A 21,470-nucleotide genomic window follows, 5' to 3' on the forward strand; every position below is an offset into this window, starting at 1 on the left:
ATCACACTAGGTCAATTATTTCAATGATTGACGCCATTTATTATCCTAATTCTCTCCTTAAGGATCTCTATCTGGCTCTCACTAGTTTCGCCACCATATTCTCCATCTAATGCCCAAGCTACTGGCTTGTCAGTTTTTATCTTAAAGGACTTACCTTGCCTAAAGATAACCATGTCATTTTCTTTTTTGGATGTGAGGCCTGCTACAATTTTATTAATATCGGCAAGACCGGTAGGTTTTTTTATCATAGTTAGCTCAAAGATTCCATCATTAAGACCTACATTATTGCCCATGAGATTTTTGAAGCCACCCACACTATAGGAGTTGGTGATCATAAAGTGAACTAGGTCTCCCTCTATAAGCTCTCCGTCAATTTCGACCTCTGTTTGGTAGGAATCCATATTTTGGAGAGGAAGGGCCTTTCTTAGTCCTTCAAAAACATAGGCACTCCTGCCAAAGACATTCTTGATGCCTTGATCAGTATTAAAGGATACATCTGATATGGTACCAAAGGCTGCCACATAGACAAAGTACTTATCGTCAATCTTACCCACATCAATTGGGTCAGCCTGACCTTCGACAGCCATTGTAGTTGCTTCTTCTATATCTAGGGATATCTCTAGAGAACTTGCAAAGTCATTGGTAGATCCAGTTGGTATGTAGGCAAAGATAGGATCACTATCAGACTTTAAGGCTCCCGATATAATCTCATCTAGGGTACCATCCCCTCCAGAGACTATTATCTTCTCATAGTCCTTGCCATATTTTTGTACTACTTTCCTTCCATCTCCCACATCCTGGGTAGCATAGACGCTAGCTAGGAGACCCTTCGAACTTAAATAATTTATAATTTCTGGCAAATGCTCAGCAAGTTTTTGCTGACCACTATTTGGATTGTAGATAAACAAGATATTTTTCATAATAAACTCCTAAAAATAATCTTATTTTTAATCTTACTTGCATTTAAGCAAATTTAAATACAAAATGCTAGAAATTTTTATAGATTATATCACTTGGTATTGATGAAATTTGTTTTTCTTTACATTATTACATAGTATAAAATATTATGTGTAAAATGGAAAAAGAGAACTCAAACTTGTAAAGTTTTGTTAAGAAACAAAAGAAAAACATAAACTAACAAGGAGTTCTCTTATGGAGAATTTTAACACAGAATTAATGCAAATACTAGCCCAAGGATTAGATATTAATGATTTTTTTAGAAGGCAGTTTGAAATAGCTATAAATATCTCCTAAAATCAGAACTAACAGTATTTTTAGATTATGACAAATGGAGTAGAAAGGCTATGGATCTTATAATTTAAGAAATAGGTGTTATCATAGAAATTTAAAAACTAAATTCGGAAACATTGACCTTCAGATACCTAGAGATAGATTAGGTCAATTTGAGCAAGAGACACTAAAAGCATATACTAGAAGCTAGAAAGAGAAGTAGCAGACCTATTAGAAAGTATATTACACTTTGTAAGTGATGGAATAGTAGGTTTAAAAGAAGCACTTACATACATATACTTAGGAAGCAAAGCACCAAACCTCTTAGACCCACTTAATGAGAATATAGAAGACAAAGTAAGAACAAAAGATAAACTAGAAGTAGCAAATGATACTAAGCTTATCAATTCATCATATGACATAGAAATAGCAAAAAAAATAGCATAGTTTCTAACTAAAGTGTCAATTAAGTACCCTGAACTTAGAAAAATCCTATAAGGCAAGGACAACTTATCTGCCTTTATTCTATATTATCCTATCTATAATATTGTTTTATTTATCTAGTAGAACATTTTTAATGTATTATATACTAGATGAAGTTGTACAAAGGGCTCTTACAACGGCCCTTTGCCATCAACTCTTACTTTAATCTTTTGTTATTGTATTACCTCCGAAACATCCACATGTAAAGAACGTTTGATCATGAGCAATTCTTTCTTCTTCATAAGGCTCACATTCAACCTCAATTTTTACATTACATAAATCATCAATGTCATTTTTTAGATTTTCATTTTCTTTCATTTTTTTCTCCTATATAATTATTTATATCAACATATATTATTATATATATCAACATCTACTTTAATTCTATGATTTCATCATAAAGTTTTTTATTATCATCAGATACATGCGATATCATTACGAGCATGATATTTTCACCTAGGAGATTTAGCTCAAGTTGATTTTTGGTGGCTACATTCATAGTCATCTGGCTTATAACATCTGCTAATAACTTTTTCCTATCAATCTTTGGAGTATAAGTCATAATAAAATTGTCTATGTAATCTTCTCTTAAATTATTTGCTATCCTTTGGTCAGATCTTGATATGAATTTTCCATTTATATAAGATAAAAGTGGAACAAGGCTCATAGAGATAACTACCCCTATGGCAAGTTTTATAAATTTACTTATATTGCCATCTATAATAGCGTTAGTCATCCAAGTATTGAAGTAAGAGTTAATAACCATCAAAAGACTTGATAGGATCATTGTTAGTATGATAACTAACTGTATAGTTTTTGTTTCTTTTAAATATTTTTTCATAGGTCTTCCTTATCTCTTTTAATATGAGCAAAATAATAATCATATGTTTTTTTAAGATATTGATATTGACAATGTATATTACAAGCTTCTTTCTTATAGTTACATCCACCCATGCACTTATAAAAAAACATACAGGTATAACATGCATCGGGAAAATACGATTTTCTTTTTTCAAAAATATAATTCCTTTTGTCAGGATTCCCTTCAATTCTTTTAGAATTTCCCAAATCAGCTCCACATGAATATATATTAGACTACAAATCTATATAGAAGCTTCCAAATAAGCTATCTTTGGTACATGGAGAAAATTTTGGCAAAGATTTTTTTATAGGGAGTCTTTCTTTATCTATAAGCTTCCATAGCTCAATAATCATATTAGCTCTTTTCTCCAAAGCTACATCTGATTTATATTTACTATTACCAAAAACAGGCGACAGATATATATTTGTATTTTTATATTCTATTATTTTATTAGGTATTTCAAGTCAAGTCCATAATATTTTGTAAATATTCATTAATAATTTTTATTTTGACTAAATTATAGTTATTATGTTATTTTTATAGTAAAAGAATAGAGAGGATATTATGGAACTAGTTTTAAAAGATATTGATAAGTCATTTGGAAATAAAGAAGTCCTAAACAAGGCAAGCTTTAGTTTTGACAAGGGTTATGTCTATGCCCTCCTCGGTAGGAATGGAGCAGGAAAAACTACCCTCTTTAGGATAATTAATGAAAGTATAGACAAGGATGGTGGAGAGGTCTACCTAGAGGATGGAGGATCTACCCACAAGTTAGATTTTAAGGATATATTCTTTATGGTAAGTGAACCTGAGCTTCCTAAGTTTTTAACTGGTAGGGAATTTATTAGGTTCTTCGTCGATGCCAACAAGGATAAAATCGATGGAAACGTAGATATTAATGAATATTTTGACCTAGTCGACTTTGACCTGGATGATGCTGATAGGCTAATCCAAGATTATTCAACAGGTATGAAAAACAAATTACAAATGATTATGTTCTTGGTCTTAAAACCTCTAGTTATCCTCATGGATGAGCCTTTGACAAGTCTAGATGTAGTAGTCCAAGCTCAGATGAAAAATATAATCAGGCAAATCAGTAAGGACCATATTATAATATTTTCAACCCATATCATGGGCCTTGCCAAGGATATATGCGATAAGATTTGCCTCCTCCACGAAAAAAATCTCCAAGCTGTGGACGGCCTTATCAAAGACGATCCTAACTTTGAAGATACTGTAATCTCCCTATTGACCCGTGATAAGGAAGATGATGAATTTAAGGAAGCCTCAAGGAAGCTATCCAATAAGAAAGAAGTTAACTATGAACAAGAGCTATAGGGCCTTTTCTATCATCCAAAAAGTAAACCTAGCCAAGACCATAAATGGCCTAGTTTGGACTACAAGAAAGCTACCGATAATCGGAAAAAGGCTAGGGGATAAGTATAACTTTTTTGAATTTAAGGAAGTAGTCTATGCCCTTTACCCAATATTTTCCTTCCTAGGCAGGGCAATAAAATCTGCCTTTTCCCTATTGGCTCCCTTGTTTTTTGACTTGATAATATTCTCTGTATTAATCAATATAAATCCCATAGTGAGCCTTATAGGATACAAGCCAGGATCTATGATGGAATTAAATAATTATCTGGCAGGAAGAATGATTGTCCCTATCTTCTACCTATCCTTGGCCCTAATTAGAAATTTCATCACTGATAATTTTGCCTCTATCAATGATTATTATAATAGCTTTCATATGGATCCCAAAGACTTATTCAAGTCCTTCCTCTACTATGACCCAGCCTTTAGGTTTGTAGGGAGAAGCCTGGTCTTTGCAGTCTACTTTAAGGTCTTTGGAAATCTGCCTATTTATGTAAGTATCATTATGTCAGCTGCCATCTTCTGCCTAGAGCTTGGAGCTTCGATTTTTCGGCTAAGAATTTATATGAAAGATAAAAAAACCATCTTTCAAAATATATTTTTTCAGTTAGCCCTAATGACCCTAATAAACTTTGGAGTCTCCCTAGGAGTTTTGTGGACAGGTATAGCTCCTCTTAGCATAAGCCTTGTAGCTTTTGCCTTTGGCTTTATAAGCCTACTAGCAGGACTAGCCTATATGAAAAACTTCACTTCCTATGCCTATGTCTTAGAAAAGGCCAACAGGGACTACCAAATTAACCTTGATAAGTTAGATACCACTAATGACCTTACTACCAAAATCGAAGATAAGAATATAGGATACGAAAAAGTTAAGGGGACTGGCTTTGCCTACCTCAACAACTTGTTTTTTATAAGGCACAAGAAGTTAATAACTAAGCCTATTATAATTAGGTCCCTCATAGTTTTAGCCTTGGGATTAGCCCTCTTCATTGCCTTAAAATTTTTCATCAAGCCTTCAGATCAAGAAGACTCTGACTCCTTGGTATATTTCTTGCCTATGATTATGTATATCTTGTGCAAGCAAAATAATATAATAAAGACCATGTATGTAAACTGTGACCAGGGTCTTATCCCTTATGGTTTTTATAGGGAAAATAAGAACCTCCTAGCCATGTTCAAGCATAGGCTTATCTCCCTCCTTAAGATAATGGTAGTGCCAACCCTATCCTTGATAATTTCCTTTAGCCTAGTTACATCTGTCGTATCAGAAATAAGGATAGGAGAGATGGTCGGCGGAGTAATCTCTATAGTCTTTATGGGATTATTTTTTACCTGCCTACCCCTTATGCAATACTATATCTTCCAACCCTTTGACCAAGAGGGTAAGCCTGTAGGAAAGATATCATCCCTAATAGATATAGCCCTCTACTTTATATGTATCTACCTAGCCCCTAGGCTATTTGACTTTGTTGGCTTTTATACCTTTATGGCCCTAGTCATCATATTTTCTATAGGCTTTGTAGGCCTTACCTTGTTTTTAGTCTACAAGATAGGCCACAAGACCTTTAGAATTAGATCTTAATAAAAAAATGAGCCCCGAAGTTTTTGCTCCGAGGCTTTTATTTAATCTTACATATTTACCAAGTCTTTTGTTATAATTCCCCTTAGTAGGTAGATGATTAGGGCTGTTATCAAGAATTCTGCTAGCAAGAATGAATTGTAGAGTATTGAGTAGACCCACACATTTTGGCTACCTGCACTAGATGAGAAGAAGATAACTCCTGTCAATACATGGCAGATATATCTAACTACTACTCCCAAGGCACTTCCTAGAAATACAGGCTTGATTGACCTGGTTTGTTTAAATTCTTCTGAGAAAATTCCTGCAAGTCCCAAGGCTCCAAAGGCTAACGGGTAATCAAGTAGGGCTTGGGCTGGGTGAATTATATAACCACCAATAATCATATCCAAGAATCCATAGGCAGCACCTATTATCATACCCTTACCTAAACCGTGTCTTAAGGCAAATATTATAAGAGGGATCATTTGTCCTGCTGTTATAGATCCACCTTGAGGCATAGTAAATATCTTTATATTTCCTAGTACGAAGGAAAGGGCTATGCACAAGCCTGCTTCGACTAGCATCTTTACTGACCAACTTTTTTTCATAAAAAATCCTCCTTTGAACAAAACCCAAGGAGGCAAATAACAACTTACCTCCGCCGGCATTACCCGGATCAGGTTAAAGGGTTTCTCTCAGCCATAAGGCACCCCTAGTGTTCGTTAATATTATATATTTTTATATACTCTAATCAAATTTCTTTAAGCTTTGTCTTGTCAACATAACCCCTTAGTCCAAGGTAGTCCACATAGATAAGGTCTTCTTCACTTTCTCCTAGGATATTGACAAGAGACCCCTTGTCCAATGTTTCGAAAGACCTCTTAGCTTCTTCATCCTCATACAGCTCACTTTCTTCTATAAGCTCATAGGGAAGACCTATGGCATAGTCTGATTTTACATGGCTTGGTGAGCCTTCCCTAATCTCTATATCCTGTTTTTGATAAGTTACTTCCTTGCCACAAGATGTGAGTGTCAGAAGTAGACCCACAAGCAAAATTTTCTTATTTATAGTAGACCACCCCTAATACCTTGACTCCAAGGCTTTCTATGTCATGAACCTTGCCAACAAGTTCTTCTTTTTTGGTCCTCTTATCTACTAGCAAAATCTTGTAATCCTCATACTTTAGCCCAATAGTCGCTATATTAGAATCTAGGCCACCCTCATCTATTAAAACATAGTTATAAGAATTCTTAACGTCCATTAGCTTATCTTCAAATTGATATGAATCAAAGATTTCTTCCTCTGGCTTATCAAACTTAATAAGGTCAAGGACCCCCTTTCTTAGGACCTTAATCTCTTCCTTGGTGCTTAAATACTTGCCATCAACATCAGAATTTTTGCCCCTGGCATCTACCAATAAGACTCCCAAGGAATTAGCTACTTCCATGGCAAGACCTCTAGTAAAGTCAAAGGTCTCCTTGTCCTTACCAAGATCAGCTACCCCTATGACAGAATTGTCGGTTAGGTTATTTATGGCAACCTTAATCCTAAGAAGGTCATCCTTACTAGAAGCCAAGCACCTTATGCCTAGGTTCTCAATATCTTCTGCTCCTCCAATCTTATCAGATAAAATAGCCTTTAATATTATTAATAAGACTCCTAAAAAAGCTCCCACAAAAAATCCTAGGACAGAAAAAATAATCCCTTTTACATTAGAACTTTCGCTTACCTTGACCTTTTGAAGGTAGTCTATATTATCCATATTCAAAAAATCTTTAATCTCAGACCTATACTCCTCGGTTATTAGGGTTAAGGTATCAGCTGCTCTGGCCTCATCCTTATCCTTGTAGATAAAGGTAATAAGTCCTGAAGCCGGATTTACTTCATAAGCTAGTCTTCCTTTAATATTTTCCCCTTCAAAATCAGCTCCTAGCTTATCGCTGACCTTATCATAGAGATCAGCTGATTCTAGGAATTGCCCGTAGATATTAGAAAGTTTCTCATTAAGGAGAATATTGTTGTATGAAAGTCCCTCTTCATCATCAAGTCCCTTAACCATAAGCATAGCCTCTGCCTCATAAGACTTGGAGCCCTTGGCAGCTGTTAGATAAAATATTAGCCCAAAAAGCACAAGCCCTGGAAGTAATATCAGAAGCAAGTTCTTCTTTGCTGTTTTTAATAATTGATCACTTGTAATTTTTCTCATAAATTCCTCTTTATACTGTTAATGAATGGATGGCATTAGGGTTAGTAAAGAAAAAATCATAGGCTGGGGCCTTGTTCATCAGAAATATAGCATAGGGGATTACAAATAATATAATCGAAAGAATTATAAAAAATAGTCCCGACTTGTCTATCCTCCTACTCTCCCTTATAAGGACAGGAAGGAAAATCAACTGATAAACCGTAAAGAAATTCCCAAACCTAAAGGCAACTGCCGTAGATGCCCTAAAGACCAAAAATACTACTAGGCCATACCATATAGCCTTGGATGCTACTTCCTCTATTGAATCCTTAGCAAAGGACTCCTTGCCAAAATACATAATAGAGAAAGCAAAGAGCATAGCCATAAAAATAATCCTAGGATCAAAAATATGCATCTGCTGTGCAAAAAATCCCGAAAAGACATAATTTTCTATCTTCCTACTTATGATACCAAGCCCCATAGCACTTACAAGTCTTTGGATAATCCTAAAAAAGCTCATAGAAAAAAGTGAAAGGCCAAGGGCAATGATGCTAGTAAAGACCTTAAAGCCATTAGAAATCCTAAAATTTAACAAGACCAAAAATGGCAAGACTATAAGGGCAGACTTGTGAAAGAAGAAGGATAAGACAAAAAATACTACTCCTCCAAACTTCTTCCCCTTAATAAAAAGATAGGCAGCCATAAAAGAAAGACCTATGGCTGATGCCGTCCTTGAAGTTTGCATATCAAATTGGATAAAAATTGGCAAAAACACAATCGCTGACAAAAACGGATTATAACTCTCCCTTATAGAAATATAAGCGATCGGCAAAATTGATGCCAAATTCATAAGCACTATGACAAACTGCCTTGATAGGCCTAGGGCATTTACCACAAAGGAAGCTATCCTAAAGGCAAACTCCACAGGATAGGACCCATCAAAGACCTTGCCAAGATCTGTTCCAATATCCCTCACAAACCACAGGTAATTGTAATAATCAGCATCTCCACTCCCCCTTAGGCCAGCAAAGACAAACATGATAAAAAACATAAGACCTGTGGCTATATTAAATTGTTTCTTATTTTTAAAATCCACCATAGAATTAATAGCAAAAAGCAACAACTCTATGCCAGTAAATAAAGCAAATCCCATATAGTCATTATAGCATAAAAAGCTGAACTTACCTACAATTTTATAAAAATAAGCCAGGAATAACCCCGACTTACAACCAAACAAGGACTTTAATAGATATTTTATATGCTTCCTACCATTCGCCCCTACAATTATACGCAGCCACATCCAATTCACCCGCTGTAGATATTATGCTTAATTTGGAGATAGATTTCCCCAAAGCTTTTAATACAATCTTGGCAGCTGCATCCCGTGCTTCACTTTGAACTTCACTAACAAAGGCGTCCCATAAATTTCCATTTAGTAGATCTATATAAACTCCAAAGTAGTCTTTTGCTATGCATACTGCAAAGTCCTTAAGGCTCCTATTTTTTTCAAAATATGGGTCAAGCAAGATCCTTGCATTCTCATCACCACTGATAGCTTTATCTTCTAAGAGCAAGGTGTTTTTTATATGGTAGTTGCCTTCATCATCTAAGTATCCAGCATCATGAAAATAAAATTTCAATTCCGATGCTAGTTCTTATACTTTATAATTATGAGTCTTCTCTTCAGTCCATCCGCAAATGTAACAGTTACTTTCTAGGACATCTTTGAGAGTAGCTACTAAGTTTAGATCATCTTCTATGACTAAAATCTTCATACAAATCACTCCTTTATTTTTCTACTTATAGTAGAAGTCATACTAATCAAGATTTAGTCAATTTTTAGGAAGTATTGAAAATTATTTTAAATATCCATCTATAAAATCGAAATAAGATATAATAAAATTGCTTGAGCTTTTAGGCATAAAAAAACGAGGCTCCCGCCCCGTCTTTGATTTTCTTATCTCAATGAAACCTTACCGAATCCTGATTTTGCTTTGATTTGTAGGTCGGTTTTTTCTGTATTTGTGCTTATTTCGTAGCCCTTACCATCTTGGATCTTGTTTACGAATTTTTCTGTGACATTTATGGCCTTGCTCTCTATATCAGCTCTTATGTCGCCTTGATAGTCTGTTGTATCTACTACCATATTTCCAAAGCCTGATTCTAGGTCAATTGCCTTGGTGTTTCTAATTTTGAAGATTCTGATGTTACCAGCATTAGAGCTTGCTTGAAGTTTGTTGGCACTTAGTCCGTCTATCCTAATGTTTCCGTTGACGTTTGATACTTCCGCTAGCTCTCCCGCTATATTTGTTAGGTAGATAGGTCCGTTGACATTTTCTATGCTCAAGGCACCATTTATGTTTTTTAGGTCAATCTTACCGTTAGTGTTTTTTATACTTGTATTTGATGCAGTATTTATTAGGACAATCTTGCCATTTACTGTATCTATGTCAAGGTTTGTAAAGTCTACATCGCTTATCTCGGTCTTGCCGTTTACTTGATTAACCCTTAGGCTATCATAAAGGTTCTTGCCTAGGCTAAGTTTAATGTTGCTTCTCACATCACTTACCTTGTGTTCTTCTTTGACACTTATATTTAACTTATCATCATTAACTTCTATATCCAAGTAGTCTTCACCAAGGTTGGTCTTTGAGTAAATTTCTTCCTTGATGGTTATGGCTGAGTCATCTGCCCTATCTATTTCGATAGATCCATTTATGATGTCTATAGATATTTCGTTGATTTCATCGTCTATTCTTAATTCTTTTTCGGTATTGACTTCGTTTTTTCCTGTATGGATTGTAAGGTCTATTGCAGAGTCTATATCGAAGTTTTGTATGGTGTCAGTAGTTTTTTTGATGATAGAATCTACTGCCACTGTTAGTCTATCTGAAAATTTGTCCCACTTGTTTTTGTTGTTATCGCTAATGGCTTCAAGCAAGCCACTTGCTTCTTCTACTGTTATCTTGCCTTCTTTAAGCATTTGTAATATTAATTGTTTTTCTTCATTCATCTTTTAAATCCTCCAATAATGATCTAGCCTTTTCAGGAGTTATTTCACCATTGTCAAGCATATTTAGGATATCAATTCTGCCAGCCTTCTTGTCGACTTGGCCTCCTAATTTTTTGACAATCCTATCTATTCTATTTCTAACTGTTGGGTAGGAAATACCTAGCTCTTCACCAACATCCTTAATTGAGCCTCTTTTTTGTAAAAATAACTCTATAAATTCTTTGTCTTTTTCGTCTAGTCTTTGAAATTTATCGATTTCGAATTCACCGCTAACTTCTGTATAGCAGTTGTTGCATCTATAAGAGGTGATCACCATCTCACCACCACAATTTGGACATTTGTTAATCATAGATCCTCCTTTTGATAAAATTATACTACGCCTTTAGTTTTTGTAAAGTCTTTTTTGATTATTTTAATATTATTTTTACTATTATTAATTATTTTAATTTATATATTAACATCTTGTAAGGTATGTAAAAGGGGCTGTTGCAGAATGAATAAATCATCCCATAGCTTTGCAACAGCCCCGTATTTATAGGAATTTTTTATCCCAATAGGATTTTACTGTCCTCACTATCCACACTATTCCATTTATCATAAAGGATAGGAGGACTACTAGTCCTACCACATAGATCAAGAAGGCAAGGTTAATGCCTGGGTTAAAGTAGGTCTTGACCATGGAAAATATAAAGGCTAGGAGGAAGAATAGCCCCACCCACTTTAGGGCTTGCTTTAAGTTTTCCTCAAAATCAGGATAAATCCTTAATTTATTTTTGTATTTCTTGTTAAAGTTATCTCTTTTTATTTTGTAAGCTTCTCTCTTGTCTCCCTTAGAGTTAGATATATAGGCTGAGTAGTAGTGCCTCATATCTTCTGTTGTGTTGGTATATCTTCTAAGGTTTTCAGCTTCTTCTTCTGAGAATTCCGTCATCAAGATTTCCCTTGTTATGCTCGCTTTGGACCTATAAGATACCCTATCTTCTCTAAGTTTCTTTAGCTCGTCTATATTTTTAGCCTTCTTTATTAAGTCTGATGTCTTTTTTTCATAACGCCTACCTATATCAAAAATCTTGGTAAAGGCTAGGACCATGAGGATCATTATCACAAATTGACTCATGATCAAGACTATCTGATTGTTTGTAAATAGTCCTACTAGGCTCATTACCAAAACAGGTATAGCGAGGGCCATAAATACAAAGCCCAATAATTTAGCTACCGATCTCATTATTAACTACCTTTCTATATATTTCTACTAATTTCTTTCCTGTGTTTTCGATTGACTTCTCTTCTGCCTTCTTGTATCCAAAATCTGCAAGGCTTGGGAGCTCCCCCTCAAGAATCCCTTTGATTTTTTCCTCAAAGCTATCTAGGTCGTGGCCCTTGTAGATATTTACTCCATCCTCATAGTCTTTTTCAAAAATCTCTATATCGCGGATTAGGATATCAGCCTTGGTACTTAAGGCTTCAAGGAGGACTATTCCCTCAGTTTCTTCGTGGGTCAAAAAAACATAGAGGTCTGACCCACTATAGCTTAGCCTTAGCTCATCTGATGAAACATAGCCTGGGAAGTAGACATTAGGAGATTTTTCCTTAATGGCCTTGGCTATACTTGGACTCATAAGGTTCTTATCAAGCTTACCAAACCAAAGGAAGTCATATTGGGGCAATCTCTTAGCGAGATCTAGGAAATCATCAATTCCCTTTCTTTTTATAGGAAGGCCGACAGAAATTATCGATTTACGATTTTTATCGAGTCGATATTTTTCGTAAAAGACCTCCCTATCTCCTGGTTCTTTCTTCCAAAAGTCTAGGTCAATCCCATTGGATACGACTTCTATGGGCCTATCTAGCTCATAAGTCTCCAAGATATTTTTGGAATACTCGCTTGGAGTAAGGACTAGGTCTCCCTTCTTGTAGGAATGGATAAGCCATTTTTTGAAGAGGGGAGCCAAGTTATTTGAAAAAATAAAAGAATTCTTGAAGTCCTCCATGGTGGAATGAGCATGATAAACGACTTTTTTGCCCTCATCTTTTGCCTTCTTGGCAAAGGCTACTGACCTAGGAAAAACTGTATTTATATGAACAAGATCAAAGTCATCATTTTCGTCAGTTGTGTATTCAAAGCCTACCTTGTCTAAGGCTCTCTTTTGGTGGTCTATGGCCTTACCGACCCCACTTTCTTTGACTACATCATAGTCCTTGCTATATATCAAAACTTTCATAATTGTAACCTGTTATAGCTTCCCTATAAAGCTTCTCGCATTTTTCTCCAAAAGATTTTATAGAAAAATTTTCAAGGGCATAAGACCTAGCATTTCTCTTTAGGTAATCCCTGTAATTATCGTTATCTAATACTTTTAATAGCTTTTTCTCAAAGTCCTCATAATCCTCATATTGAAATCCGTTATAGCCATCAAATACCACCCCATCCAGGGCCTTATCCTTCTTACATAGGACTGGAAGGCCATTGGCTAGGGCCTCGTAGTAGGTAAGACCTTGGGTCTCGGAGGTTGATGCTGAAACAAATACATCCGCCGCCTGGTAGTATTTGTTTACTAGGGATGGATCTACCATGCCAAGGAAGTTTGGTTTTTTGGCATGGTTTTTATCATAATCTTGCAAAATTTTTAGATGAGGTCCTCCACCTACTATGTAGAGTTTTATAGAAGAGTCTGCTATCCTTTGGTAGAAATCGATTATCTCTTCGATATTTTTCTCTTCCGCTATCCTACCTAGGTAGAGGATTACTTTTTGATCTTGGTTTATCCCTAGAATATCTCTACTATCTTGCTTGTAGATCTCCGGCATATCAATACCAGTTGGTATTACTACAATTTTCTTTGGATCAATCCCGTATCCTTTTAGGATGTCAGAGGTCTTTTCACTTGGCGCTATAATCTTGTCACATAGGTTGGCAAACCTCTTAGATGCGAGGGCCACCACCTTTTTGCCAGTAGTCTTCATAGGAAGGAGGTAGTGGGTGTAGTCCTCATATACTGTATGATAGGTGTGGACTAGAGGAATTTCTAATTCATAGGCAATGATCTTTGCCATAATGAATGTCGAGAATTCGCACTGGGAATGGATTATGTCTGGCTTCCACCTCTCTATTTCTTTAAAATATGTCTTTGATAGGATGTTAGTTACCCTGGCTTGAGGATAAATCCTCCTCGCACTCAAAGATCCTATGTAGTAGACCCCTTTGGACTTGTAGGACTTTAACGTGTTGGATAGGGTTAGGACCCTTACTTCATGACCCTTACCCTCTAGGTATTTTTTTAAATTTAAAACAGAGCGAACTACCCCATTTACAACAGGGTAGTAGAAGTCGCTCGTTATCAATATTTTCATAATAACCTCATATATAATAAAGCAAATTCGCTTTTAAATAATTTTCATTTTTGTGGTATAGTAAGCATAAGTGAGGTGAAATATGGGACCTTTAATTATAGCCGATGTTACATTACTGGCTTTTTGTATTTTTATAGGCATATTTCTAAGATCTTTCCATTCGGACTATCCAGAAATGGAAGTAGGCTTTCACCTTTGGGAAGTCTGCTATTCAAAAAAGACTTGGGAATACGGCAACAAATTTGCAGGTAATATAGCAATATTATTGGGAATATTATTTTTCGGAATAGTCTTTCCCTTGTTCTTATATTTTTTTGAAAATAGAACTTACTTATCCATACTTATAACTATATTAGTTTTACTTTTTATTCTCTTGCTATTTGGCATAGTAAAATTATGGATGAGAAAAAAGTTCAATTTAAAGTGATGCCTATGCACCACTTTTTATTTTTGACTATTTAAGAGATAATCAAGCTCCATCCTTTGGGAATAGGGGCTTTTTCTTACATAGATGTCTGATCCACCATCGAGAAATTCCTTAAAAATCCTAAGGTCTTCCTTATCGACTGCGACCTCCTCTGTGAGGGCCTTCTTGCCTATAGCCATATGGATTATTCCAATATTAATCTCATCGATAATGACCCCTGCATCCTTTATTTGCTCGAGGTCTCTGGCATTTTCTACTATCAAAAAGACATCTTCATAGTGGCTATCCAAAAATCCCTTTATATCAGATAGCTTCAAATAATAGCAGGCTACCTTATCAGGGATGGTAAGGTCCATTAGCTTTTGCCTAAAGTCATCTCCTTGGAGGCTATCATTAGCAATAATTACAGTATTTATACCTAGTTCCTTAGACCAGATCTTTACAAGCTTCCCATGAGATAATCTAGAGTCAATTCTCGCAAGTTTTATCTTACTCATCTACGCCCTCCTTATATCCTTTATATCCGAAGTCCTATCTATTATCAAATCAGGCTTCTCTCTCTCCAAGATCTCCCTATCCCTAAAGCCCCAGCTCACTGAGACTGTAAAGACTCCGGCGTTCTTGCCACATCTTATGTCAACTTCACTATCACCAAAGTAAATTATGTCAGATAATCTTGCCTTAAATCTTTCTTGCAAGATATAAATTCCCTCAGGTGATGGCTTTCTTTCATAGGATGGGTCGTAGCCTAGTACATAGTCAAAGTAACCATCTCCAAAAACATCCCTTATGACCTTCCTTGCAGTAGATAGGGGTTTGTTTGAGAAGCAAACCATGACCTCTCCTCTACGATTTATAGCATCGAGGCTTTCCCTTATACCATCATAGGGCCTAGTTAGGTAGGATGGGTCCATGTCATAGGACAGGTTGTAGGCATCCAAAAATTTTTGCCTAAAGTCCTCATCTTCCCCTGCCCCTACATAGTCTAGGGACTTGTTAGCAAGGACGACTGGGCCGTTACCTACAAAGTCTCTTATCTTATCCTTGGGTACCTGACCCAAGCCAAATTCCTTTAATGTTTTATTCATATGAAAATGAATTGAATCTATAGTATATAGCAATGTTCCGTCTATATCAAAAATATACATATAAGCTCCTTACTATAATGATACTAACTTTGACCAATAAATTCTATAAAATTCATAAAAAGTGATAAAATAGGGTATATAGAGATTAATACGTGAATTTTTGAGAGGAGATTATGAAAAATTATAGAAATTTATCCATGCTTAGTGATTTTTATGAATTCACTATGGCAAATGCCTACTTTAACCTAGGTATGGGCGATAAGATCGCAGTCTTTGATGCCTACTACAGAAAAAACCCTGATGGGGGAGGATATTCTATCTTTGCAGGACTAAACGACATTATAGAATACATCCAAAACCTATCCTTTAGCGATGAGGACATAGAATACTTTAGGAAAAATACCAACTTTAGCGAAGGCTTCCTAGAATATTTGAGAAACTTTAAGTTTACTGGAGATATTTACTCCTTCCCTGAAGGATCAGTTATGTTTCCTAACGAGCCAATCATTACAGTAAAGGCCCCTATCATCGAAGCTTCAATTATCGAAACCTATCTGCTCCTATCCATGAACTTTAACTCCCTTGTTGCAACCAAGACCAACAGGATTGTAAAAAGTGCAGGCGATAGGCTAGTTATGGAATTTGGTGCAAGACGTGCCCAAGGAGCTGATGCTTCTGTCAAGGGAGCAAGGGCAGCCTTTATAGGAGGAGCCCCTGTAACATCCAACACATACAGTTCCCAAAAATACGGCTTTGGGGCAAGTGGAACTATGGCCCATTCCTTTGTGGAGGCCTTCCCAACAGAATATGACGCCTTCAAGGCTTATGCTCAAGCTTACCCAGAAAATTGTACCCTCCTTATAGATACCTATGACACCCTAAGGTCAGGTATAGTTAATGCCATGAGAGTCTTCAAGGAAGAACTCGAACCAAAGGGACTTAGTGGAGGAGTAAGAATAGACTCAGGTGACCTTGCCTACCTATCCAAGGAAATCAGGAATATCCTAGATGATAATGGCTTCACAGATACAAAAATAGTTGCAAGCAATTCCCTAGATGAATTCAAAATCGAATCCCTCCTATCCCAAGGGGCACAAATTAACTCCTTCGGTATAGGAGAAAGGCTAATAACTGCCAAGTCTGACCCAGTCTTTGGTGGAGTTTACAAGCTCGCTGCCATAGAAGGTGACGATGGAGACCTAATCGCAAAAATTAAAGTATCAGAAAATGTAGAAAAAATTACCACCCCAGGCTTCAAAAAAGTATACAGGCTCTACGATAAGGAAACTGGCAAGGCTGAGGCTGACTATATAAGCCTAAAGGAAGAAGAAGTCGACGATAGCAAGGCCATGGTAATTTTTGACCCACTCTATACATGGAAGATGAAGAGGATGGAAAACTACAAGGCTCGCCAGATGCAAGTTAAAATCTTTGATAAGGGCGAACTAGTTTACACCGAACCAGCCCTAGAAGAGATCCGTAACTACTGCAAGAAAGAAGTCGAGAGCCAATGGGAAGAAGTTAAAAGATTTGACCAACCTCACAACTACTACGTAGACCTATCCCAAGACTTATGGAATCTAAAACAAAACTTAATCCTAGAGGCAAAAAGAAAATAACACTTGTTACAAAACTACAAGAAATAACCGTCCCAGCGTTAGAATATATCTAACACTTGGACGGTTTATTAATTTTAGACACCCCATTATTAAAACTATTATTTTAAGCTTTCTGGAAAGTATAGGGTATAATCAAATAAGTTTTTTGTCTCCTCATGAACATTATGTGTCACTAGTATAAGTGTTAAATCTTTTCTTTGCAACAACATCCTTTCAATTTGAACAGAAGCTAATTTATCAACAGCTGATGTTCCCTCGTCAATAAAAATAATTTTTTGATTTCTTATTAATCCTCTTGCAAGAACTATCCTTTGTCTTTGCCCTCCAGAAATATTTGCTCCCCTATCTCCAACATTCATATCTAAATCTTTTATAGATAAAGGCATGCCTAATTCATTTAACACTCCTAATATTTTTTCATCTTCATAATTATCATCTAGGTTAATATTATTTCTAATTGTATCGTTGAATAAATACGCCTCTTGATTAATATATAAGACGTGGTTTCTTATATTAACATAATTATTTTCAGTAACTAATTCCTTGTTAAAATATATATCTCCTTTATAAGTAGTTAGGTAGCCAAACATTAACTTTAACAAAGTAGATTTCCCACTACCGCTATCACCTATTAGTAAATATTTTTTATTTCTTAAAAATGTATAATTTAGATTATCAAATATATTCTTATTTCCATATGAAAAAGTCAAATTTTTGATTTGGTATATTTCTTCATGATTATTTTGATTATCAAACTCTCGCATATCACTATCTAATTGTATATATTTTTTGTATTTATCAAAAATAGGTCTAATGCTACTAATCGATGAAATTTGAGATGTGAAATTTCCTAAAGCTGTAAATATCACACCATTTAAGGCTCCCGTTGCTTCTATCGTACCTACAGGAACAAGACCTATATAGGCTAAGTATCCTGTATAAGCTGTAAGAGCAATTTGGAAAAATATATATCACTTATCATTAGGTAATTTCTTCACACTTTCTACATAGTTTTCAAAATATTTTTCTATAGTTTAGTTTAAGTAATAATTACTTGATGATAATTCATAAATAAATTAGATTAAAAGATAAGGATTTTACCTCATCTTTTAAACTTTGTGATGCTTTATTTTTTATCTAAAGCTTCCTTTGCTAAAACAAAGCCTCCTATTAATCCAGCTTCGTTTCCAAGTTCTGGAAATACTATATATTCGTTGCTTGCTGGTAGGTCTATATAGCCAGTATTTAGCCTATCGAATTCTTTTCTTATTTTTTCTATCATGCCTTCTTTGTTAGCTACTCCGCCACCTATGATTATTATATGAGGTCTTAGGATTAAAGAGTAGGTCATTAATGCCTTAGCTATATATCTTGCTAGAAGGTCAAATACTTCGTGGTCTTTGTCTAAGTCTTGGCCATTTTCTCCTGTCCTAAGTTTTATAGAAGGTCCAGCGCAGAGACCTTCAAAACAAGAATCATGGTAATCGCAAAAAGACTTAACATCATCGCCAGCTTCTCTAGATATTTCTATATGGCCCATTTCTGGATGAGCGTAGCCTTCAAGAAGCTTTCCTTCTTGGATAAAAGATCCACCTATTCCTGTACCTATTGTTAAATAAAGAGAAGATTTTTTATCTTTTCCTGCGCCAAATCTATATTCTCCTATCCCACTTGCTCCTACATCGGTTGTAAATCCTATCGGAAGGTCAAGTTCTTTTCTTATATTTCCCAAAAGGTCATAATTTCTCCAGAGCCTTTTTGGAGTTTCCAATACATAACCATAAGTTTGTGAGTCAACATCGATATCTATAGGGCCAAAGGCTCCTATGCCTAAAGATTTTATGTCCTTGTCTTTAAAATAATCTACAAGCTCTTTTATATTTGAATCAGGATCTTTGGTTTCTATCCTCAATTCATCAAGCATTTGTCCATCTTCATCAAATACCGCACATCTTATCTTTGTTCCACCTAGTTCAACAGATCCGTACATAATTTCTCCTTTATTCTACAAATCCCTTATTGTCTGAAAGTTCTTTAAACCAGTAGCCAGATTTTTTAATCTTTCTATTGCCAGTTTCTAAATCATATTCAACTAGACCATACCTATTTTTATAAGCATTTAGCCAAGACCAATTGTCTATGAAGGTCCATACTTGATAGCCTTTACAATTTGCCCCTTCTTTCATAGCCTTATTTAAGTAAAATAGGTGCTCTTTCATAAAATCTATCCTATAATCATCTTCTATCCTTCCATCTTTTTTAAACCTATCTTCAGCTTCTACTCCCATGCCATTTTCACTAACTAACCATTCAATGTTGTTATAATTATCTCTTAAATTTATAGCAATATCATATAAAGCTTTTGGATAAATCTCCCATCCTCTATAAGGATTTATTTTTTTGCCTGGCATATCATAATTTAGATAAAATTTGTTTGGAGTAAATATCGCATCGTCTTTGTAGATGTAAGGATTTTCTTTAACCCTTAGAGGTTGGTAGTAATTTACTCCTAGAAAATCTACTGTATTTTCTCTTATGTCATCGAGGTCTTTCTGGTTAAATTCTGGCATAAGATTTTCTTTTTTGATAATATCTACAAGTTTTTCAGGATAACTTCCCAAAACAGAAGGGTCTAAAAAAGATTTTTGAGCAAATAGGTTTGCATATTCAGCTGCCCTAATATCATTTTCATTATTACTCCTAGGGTAGGCTGGAGTTAAGTTTAGTATTATACCTATCTTTTTCTTAAGCCCGGCCTTTTTTAAAGCTTTTATAGCTAGAGAAGATGCAAGTTGTGTATTAAAGGCCACCTGAACAGCCTTTTTTGGATCAACTTCCATCGGATAATGGTATTGGGAAAGATAACCACACTCAACATGAACTATTGGTTCGTTGAAAGTAAAGTAGTAGTCTATATATTCGTCAAAATATTTAAAACAATTTAGACAGTAATCTACATATCTATCTACTACTTCTCTATTGGCCCAGCCACCTATTTCTTGAAGGTACATAGGCATATCAAAGTGAAAAAAGTTTACAAAAAGTGTAATTCCCTTATCTTTGATAGCTTTGAAGTAGTCTTTATAAAATTTGACAGCTTCTTCATTTACCCTTCCATCGATTTTAGGTATAAGTCTTGACCAAGATATAGAAGTCCTAAATGAATTATGGCCTGTCTTTTCCATAAGGTCTACATTTTCTTTAAAGTCAAAGTAAAAATTGCTAGTATATTTTGGTCCTATCCTGTTATGGAATTTAAAAGGCTCTATTTCATACCAATAGTCCCAAATGCTAGGACTTTTGCCAAAAATATCTCCTGCTCCTTCAGACTGAGTAGCTGATGTAGCTGAACCAAAGAAAAAGTCCTGTGGAAATTTAATCATCTTTATCTCCTTCATTTATTTTAATTTTTAGATTAGCATAGGCCCCATATAAATTATTATCGTTAAAGAAAGATACTGGTTTAATTTTTATATGAGCTCCTTTGAATCTATTATCTCCTAATTTTTCTTTTAATTTCTCTATATAATTTTTATCTTCTGATATAGCTCCCCCTATGTAAATCACATCAGGATTTATAGTATAGGCTATATTATAAATTCCCATACCAAGGTAGGTAAACATCTTATCAACTTCATTATAGAAAGGCTCTTGTTTTTCTAAGTATTTTTTGAAAATATAATAAGTATCCTTATCTATTCCATAGTCTTTTTTTAGCTTTCTTGATACATTAGGTAAAGTTGCTAGTTGAGATAAGTTTTTGCCACTTTCACTTAAAAGCATATATCCAAACTCTCCTGATTCAAAGCTTGACCCTCTAAGGATCTTTCCTTTGTTTATAACAGCTCCACCTATACCAGATCCTACTATAACAAAAGCTAGCAAATCTTCTTTCACATCTTTATAAAAAACTTCTCCTAAGGCTGCACAATTAGCATCATTTTCTATAGCAACTGGAAGCTTATATTCATCTGCAATGATTTTTGCAAAATTTTTTTCTCCTAAATATCCCAAGGCAGAAAGTCCAGTAACTTGCATAGTGCTTGTATCAACACTACCAGGAGATGCAAATCCAATAGCTTCTATCTCAAATTGATCTATAAATTTTTCTATTAGATCTTTGATATTTCTTAGAAATTCATCCATGGTTGGGGGAGATTTTATAGATGATTTCTTTACTATTTTTTCATTTTTGATAAGCCCATATTTAATAGCTGAGCCACCTATGTCAAATACTAAATACATAATCCCTTCCTTATGTTATAATTTTGTTAAG

Annotated in this window: 23 protein-coding genes and 1 riboswitch; of the genes, 4 read left to right on the top strand and 19 right to left on the bottom strand. The window is 35.2% G+C overall.

Annotated elements, in window-relative coordinates:
• Positions 1 to 20 precede the first annotated feature (20 nt).
• The 3 genes from MUN42_RS07280 to MUN42_RS07290 form a co-directional block, all read right to left on the bottom strand.
• On the bottom strand, positions 21 to 920 hold the full coding sequence (locus MUN42_RS07280; protein WP_243343986.1) for a YegS/Rv2252/BmrU family lipid kinase: 900 nt from the start codon (positions 918 to 920) through the stop codon (positions 21 to 23).
• A gap of 955 nt (positions 921 to 1,875) precedes the next feature.
• Positions 1,876 to 2,031: a hypothetical protein gene (locus tag MUN42_RS07285; protein ID WP_243343987.1), complete on the bottom strand. Its 156-nt coding sequence runs from the start codon at positions 2,029 to 2,031 to the stop codon at positions 1,876 to 1,878.
• Between the two features lie 55 nt (positions 2,032 to 2,086).
• Entirely contained in the window at positions 2,087 to 2,554 is a 468-nt protein-coding gene (locus MUN42_RS07290) for a hypothetical protein (protein WP_243343988.1), read from the bottom strand.
• A 585-nt stretch (positions 2,555 to 3,139) separates the two neighbouring features.
• Between MUN42_RS07290 and MUN42_RS07295 the strand changes: the two genes are divergently transcribed.
• A complete protein-coding gene (locus tag MUN42_RS07295) occupies positions 3,140 to 3,913 on the top strand; it encodes an ABC transporter ATP-binding protein (protein ID WP_243343989.1) in 774 nt (257 codons plus the stop codon).
• Entirely contained in the window at positions 3,897 to 5,531 is a 1,635-nt protein-coding gene (locus MUN42_RS07300; RefSeq protein WP_243343990.1) for a hypothetical protein, read from the top strand. Before MUN42_RS07295 ends, MUN42_RS07300 begins: the two co-directional genes overlap by 17 nt.
• A 47-nt stretch (positions 5,532 to 5,578) precedes the next feature.
• Here MUN42_RS07300 and thiT read toward each other — a convergent pair whose 3' ends face one another.
• From thiT to MUN42_RS07350, 10 genes are all read right to left on the bottom strand, one after another.
• Complete coding sequence (gene thiT / locus MUN42_RS07305) at positions 5,579 to 6,118, bottom strand: energy-coupled thiamine transporter ThiT (RefSeq protein WP_243343991.1); 540 nt, start codon at positions 6,116 to 6,118, stop codon at positions 5,579 to 5,581.
• 28 nt (positions 6,119 to 6,146) lie between these two features.
• A riboswitch (TPP riboswitch) is annotated at positions 6,147 to 6,234 on the bottom strand.
• 27 nt (positions 6,235 to 6,261) lie between these two features.
• Positions 6,262 to 6,558, bottom strand: a complete 297-nt coding sequence (locus tag MUN42_RS07310; RefSeq protein WP_243343993.1) for a hypothetical protein — start codon at positions 6,556 to 6,558, stop codon at positions 6,262 to 6,264.
• A gap of 13 nt (positions 6,559 to 6,571) precedes the next feature.
• Positions 6,572 to 7,717 carry a lipopolysaccharide biosynthesis protein gene (locus MUN42_RS07315; protein ID WP_243343994.1) on the bottom strand — a complete coding sequence of 382 codons (1,146 nt, stop codon included), beginning with the start codon at positions 7,715 to 7,717 and terminating at the stop codon, positions 6,572 to 6,574.
• Positions 7,718 to 7,727: 10 nt separating this feature from the next.
• Positions 7,728 to 8,849, bottom strand: coding sequence for an EpsG family protein (locus tag MUN42_RS07320; protein WP_243343995.1), 1,122 nt, complete (start codon positions 8,847 to 8,849; stop codon positions 7,728 to 7,730).
• 112 nt (positions 8,850 to 8,961) lie between these two features.
• On the bottom strand, positions 8,962 to 9,336 hold the full coding sequence (locus MUN42_RS07325; RefSeq protein ID WP_243343996.1) for a hypothetical protein: 375 nt from the start codon (positions 9,334 to 9,336) through the stop codon (positions 8,962 to 8,964).
• A gap of 317 nt (positions 9,337 to 9,653) precedes the next feature.
• Positions 9,654 to 10,709 carry a hypothetical protein gene (locus tag MUN42_RS07330; RefSeq protein ID WP_243343997.1) on the bottom strand — a complete coding sequence of 352 codons (1,056 nt, stop codon included), beginning with the start codon at positions 10,707 to 10,709 and terminating at the stop codon, positions 9,654 to 9,656.
• Positions 10,702 to 11,058: a DUF2089 domain-containing protein gene (locus MUN42_RS07335; RefSeq protein WP_243343998.1), complete on the bottom strand. Its 357-nt coding sequence runs from the start codon at positions 11,056 to 11,058 to the stop codon at positions 10,702 to 10,704. The genes MUN42_RS07330 and MUN42_RS07335 overlap by 8 nt, the downstream gene beginning before the upstream one ends.
• A gap of 183 nt (positions 11,059 to 11,241) precedes the next feature.
• Complete coding sequence (locus tag MUN42_RS07340; protein WP_243343999.1) at positions 11,242 to 11,934, bottom strand: hypothetical protein; 693 nt, start codon at positions 11,932 to 11,934, stop codon at positions 11,242 to 11,244.
• On the bottom strand, positions 11,918 to 12,931 hold the full coding sequence (locus MUN42_RS07345) for a glycosyltransferase family 4 protein (RefSeq protein WP_243344001.1): 1,014 nt from the start codon (positions 12,929 to 12,931) through the stop codon (positions 11,918 to 11,920). Before MUN42_RS07345 ends, MUN42_RS07340 begins: the two co-directional genes overlap by 17 nt.
• Complete coding sequence (locus tag MUN42_RS07350; protein ID WP_243344003.1) at positions 12,912 to 14,060, bottom strand: glycosyltransferase; 1,149 nt, start codon at positions 14,058 to 14,060, stop codon at positions 12,912 to 12,914. The genes MUN42_RS07345 and MUN42_RS07350 overlap by 20 nt, the downstream gene beginning before the upstream one ends.
• Positions 14,061 to 14,235: 175 nt before the next feature.
• Between MUN42_RS07350 and MUN42_RS07355 the strand changes: the two genes are divergently transcribed.
• Positions 14,236 to 14,487: an SdpI family protein gene (locus MUN42_RS07355; protein WP_347708768.1), complete on the top strand. Its 252-nt coding sequence runs from the start codon at positions 14,236 to 14,238 to the stop codon at positions 14,485 to 14,487.
• Between the two features lie 17 nt (positions 14,488 to 14,504).
• On the opposite strand, the gene MUN42_RS07360 is transcribed toward MUN42_RS07355, so the two are convergent.
• Together MUN42_RS07360 and MUN42_RS07365 are read right to left on the bottom strand one after the other, a co-directional pair.
• A complete protein-coding gene (locus MUN42_RS07360) occupies positions 14,505 to 14,984 on the bottom strand; it encodes a PTS sugar transporter subunit IIB (protein WP_243344009.1) in 480 nt (159 codons plus the stop codon).
• A complete protein-coding gene (locus MUN42_RS07365) occupies positions 14,985 to 15,635 on the bottom strand; it encodes an HAD family hydrolase (protein WP_243344011.1) in 651 nt (216 codons plus the stop codon). It lies immediately after the preceding gene.
• Between the two features lie 113 nt (positions 15,636 to 15,748).
• Between MUN42_RS07365 and MUN42_RS07370 the strand changes: the two genes are divergently transcribed.
• Positions 15,749 to 17,194 (top strand): nicotinate phosphoribosyltransferase, encoded by a 1,446-nt coding sequence (locus MUN42_RS07370; RefSeq protein WP_243344013.1) that lies wholly within the window; start codon positions 15,749 to 15,751, stop codon positions 17,192 to 17,194.
• Between the two features lie 98 nt (positions 17,195 to 17,292).
• Here MUN42_RS07370 and MUN42_RS07375 read toward each other — a convergent pair whose 3' ends face one another.
• The 4 genes from MUN42_RS07375 to MUN42_RS07390 form a co-directional block, all read right to left on the bottom strand.
• The gene (locus MUN42_RS07375) at positions 17,293 to 18,063 is read right to left on the bottom strand and encodes an ABC transporter ATP-binding protein (protein ID WP_243344015.1); all 771 of its coding nucleotides are present in this window, start codon (positions 18,061 to 18,063) and stop codon (positions 17,293 to 17,295) included.
• Between the two features lie 257 nt (positions 18,064 to 18,320).
• Complete coding sequence (locus tag MUN42_RS07380; protein WP_243344017.1) at positions 18,321 to 19,184, bottom strand: ROK family protein; 864 nt, start codon at positions 19,182 to 19,184, stop codon at positions 18,321 to 18,323.
• A gap of 10 nt (positions 19,185 to 19,194) precedes the next feature.
• A complete protein-coding gene (locus MUN42_RS07385) occupies positions 19,195 to 20,577 on the bottom strand; it encodes a glycoside hydrolase family 1 protein (RefSeq protein WP_243344019.1) in 1,383 nt (460 codons plus the stop codon).
• Positions 20,570 to 21,439: an ROK family protein gene (locus MUN42_RS07390; RefSeq protein WP_243344020.1), complete on the bottom strand. Its 870-nt coding sequence runs from the start codon at positions 21,437 to 21,439 to the stop codon at positions 20,570 to 20,572. Before MUN42_RS07390 ends, MUN42_RS07385 begins: the two co-directional genes overlap by 8 nt.
• Positions 21,440 to 21,470: the final 31 nt, after the last annotated feature.

Source organism: Anaerococcus sp. AGMB09787 (assembly GCF_022808955.1).
GTDB lineage: Bacteria > Bacillota > Clostridia > Tissierellales > Peptoniphilaceae > Anaerococcus.

Coding starts and splice junctions, on each gene's coding strand:
- MUN42_RS07360 (WP_243344009.1), bottom strand. CDS start 14,984: ATGAGTAAGATAAAACTTGCGAGAATTGACTCTAGATTATCTCATGGG.
- MUN42_RS07350 (WP_243344003.1), bottom strand. CDS start 14,060: ATGAAAATATTGATAACGAGCGACTTCTACTACCCTGTTGTAAATGGG.
- MUN42_RS07285 (WP_243343987.1), bottom strand. CDS start 2,031: ATGAAAGAAAATGAAAATCTAAAAAATGACATTGATGATTTATGTAAT.
- MUN42_RS07315 (WP_243343994.1), bottom strand. CDS start 7,717: ATGAGAAAAATTACAAGTGATCAATTATTAAAAACAGCAAAGAAGAAC.
- MUN42_RS07280 (WP_243343986.1), bottom strand. CDS start 920: ATGAAAAATATCTTGTTTATCTACAATCCAAATAGTGGTCAGCAAAAA.
- MUN42_RS07370 (WP_243344013.1), top strand. CDS start 15,749: ATGAAAAATTATAGAAATTTATCCATGCTTAGTGATTTTTATGAATTC.
- MUN42_RS07300 (WP_243343990.1), top strand. CDS start 3,897: ATGAACAAGAGCTATAGGGCCTTTTCTATCATCCAAAAAGTAAACCTA.
- MUN42_RS07320 (WP_243343995.1), bottom strand. CDS start 8,849: ATGGGATTTGCTTTATTTACTGGCATAGAGTTGTTGCTTTTTGCTATT.
- MUN42_RS07345 (WP_243344001.1), bottom strand. CDS start 12,931: ATGAAAGTTTTGATATATAGCAAGGACTATGATGTAGTCAAAGAAAGT.
- MUN42_RS07385 (WP_243344019.1), bottom strand. CDS start 20,577: ATGATTAAATTTCCACAGGACTTTTTCTTTGGTTCAGCTACATCAGCT.
- MUN42_RS07390 (WP_243344020.1), bottom strand. CDS start 21,439: ATGTATTTAGTATTTGACATAGGTGGCTCAGCTATTAAATATGGGCTT.
- MUN42_RS07365 (WP_243344011.1), bottom strand. CDS start 15,635: ATGTATATTTTTGATATAGACGGAACATTGCTATATACTATAGATTCA.
- MUN42_RS07380 (WP_243344017.1), bottom strand. CDS start 19,184: ATGTACGGATCTGTTGAACTAGGTGGAACAAAGATAAGATGTGCGGTA.
- MUN42_RS07340 (WP_243343999.1), bottom strand. CDS start 11,934: ATGAGATCGGTAGCTAAATTATTGGGCTTTGTATTTATGGCCCTCGCT.
- MUN42_RS07355 (WP_347708768.1), top strand. CDS start 14,236: ATGGAAGTAGGCTTTCACCTTTGGGAAGTCTGCTATTCAAAAAAGACT.
- thiT (WP_243343991.1), bottom strand. CDS start 6,118: ATGAAAAAAAGTTGGTCAGTAAAGATGCTAGTCGAAGCAGGCTTGTGC.
- MUN42_RS07290 (WP_243343988.1), bottom strand. CDS start 2,554: ATGAAAAAATATTTAAAAGAAACAAAAACTATACAGTTAGTTATCATA.
- MUN42_RS07335 (WP_243343998.1), bottom strand. CDS start 11,058: ATGATTAACAAATGTCCAAATTGTGGTGGTGAGATGGTGATCACCTCT.
- MUN42_RS07330 (WP_243343997.1), bottom strand. CDS start 10,709: ATGAATGAAGAAAAACAATTAATATTACAAATGCTTAAAGAAGGCAAG.
- MUN42_RS07295 (WP_243343989.1), top strand. CDS start 3,140: ATGGAACTAGTTTTAAAAGATATTGATAAGTCATTTGGAAATAAAGAA.